Source organism: Bacteroides caecigallinarum, assembly GCF_016902295.1.
Lineage (GTDB): Bacteria > Bacteroidota > Bacteroidia > Bacteroidales > Bacteroidaceae > Phocaeicola > Phocaeicola caecigallinarum_A.
Window position 1 is genome coordinate 1 of sequence record NZ_JACJLQ010000095.1, and the last position, 1,865, is coordinate 1,865.

Annotated in this window: 1 protein-coding gene; it reads right to left on the reverse strand. The window is 41.4% G+C overall.

The annotated features are described in order from the left end of the window. Positions 1–1,865 (reverse strand): TonB-dependent receptor domain-containing protein (locus tag H6A27_RS14250; protein ID WP_204509166.1); only part of this gene is annotated, 1,865 nt, incomplete at both ends.

Below are 1,865 nucleotides of genomic sequence, written 5' to 3' on the forward strand. Positions count from 1 at the left end.
GTCCGAAGATGAAGTATTGAAAATGTCGTTAGCTTGCAGTTGCACGGCCAGTTTACCATCCAAGAATCCTTTATATAATGAAAGGTTTACCGAACTTCCCGGCTTGATTGTACGGTAGGTGATGTCTTCACCTCGTGTTGAAGTCTCCAGATCTATACTGAACTGGAAATCTTTGCGAAAGCTGAATGTATTGTTCCATTGGAAATATCCGATAGGATTATTAAGATTTTTTGGACCGTCCGGTGTGTCCATCACAAGCCATTGCTGGCTGTACATGGCTGTGAACTGCGGTGACCATATACCTATCGTAGGCGATGCAGATAAAGTGGCATTCAGCTTGTCCATTTTAGGGACATTGGTATGAGTGAACAGAGAGATGGAAGGACCTTCATCCGAATATGACTGGCTTATCTGTGTCTGCATATCCTTGATATGGCTGTAATTCATACTGAAATAGAGCCATTTCCATGAAGTGTTGAACGACAACGTATTTAGTATGGAAGAACGCAGAAACGGATTTCCACTCTCGTATGTATATTTGTTGGCGTATATTATAGAACTTGACAGTTTGTTGTAGCTTGGTCGTTCTATATTGCCTGAATAACTCAGCATCATCTGGACTTTACCAATAGGATATGATACGGATATTGAAGGAAATACATTGTCGTATGTACGGCTTTGCTCATCCATTCTTTTGCCGAACTCATAGTAGTCGGAACCCAGATGCTCGTATCTCACACCAGCCTGAGCTTGCAACTGGCCGAAACTGCGTGCGTACATGGCAAATGCAGATATGGCATTTTCCCTGATTCTATTCTCGTTGTCAGGGATAATATTCTCATCGTTTGCGTATCTGTCTATACGGTTGCTGTAGGTGTATTCACTACCGATGGAGAAACTACCACCCCATAATGGATGATCCATTATCAGTTTGGCGGCGTAAAGTTCATTACTACTATTCCCTAATGTATGGATAATGCGATTGTCTTCAGTATTGTCCGGTTTCTTGACATTTTCTTCTGAAACAGTTGGATTATTGTTATCTATCCACATTCCATCCACATTAAAATCCACTTTCCAGTCATTGAAACTTCCATTATAGTAGGCATTCACAGTATGACTGTTGTTTGTGGTTAATGAATGTAGTTTACTTTTGCTTTCTTCTTCAAGTAGATTATCCACATGAATGGAAGAGTTCATATACGCTCGCATCTCAATTTTAGGACTTCTGCTAAAATCATACCTTACCCCCATCACATGATTTTCATTGAACTGGTAATTCAAGGAAAGCATGGCAGAAAGGTACTGGCTATGAGTCGGATTTTTCATATCTGAATTTTGTGTCCAGACTTTATCCAGGTATGTTTTCTGTGTAATAATCTTGTTGTTTTCGAACTTGTAGTCGCTTCCTAATAGCATTCCTCCGAGGTCGAATCCTCCCTTGCGGTAATTGAAGTTGAACTGGTCGAGCAAAGCAAGGTCATATTGGTATCCCAAATATGTACGGTTGTTGAAACCGAATCCTTCTCCCTGTGGCTTTTTGGTTATTATACGCACTACAGCCTTCACTGAAGCATCATATCTGGCACCAGGATTGCGGAGGACCTCTACGCTTTTAATATTTTCGGACGACAGTTGGTCAAGCTCAGAGCTGTTTCTCATTTTTCTTCCGTTGATATAGATTTCAGCCTTTCCGCTTCCGAATACGTTAACCGAGCCATTATTTGCCGATAAGCCAGGTATCTTGTCGAGCAGGTCATTTCCCGTTCCTGCTTTTTCAAGCACACTTCCTGTCACAGTCGTCACCATAGCATTGCCTTTTACACGTGTTTTAGGCAAGTCTGCCTTTACCACTACTTCTCCTA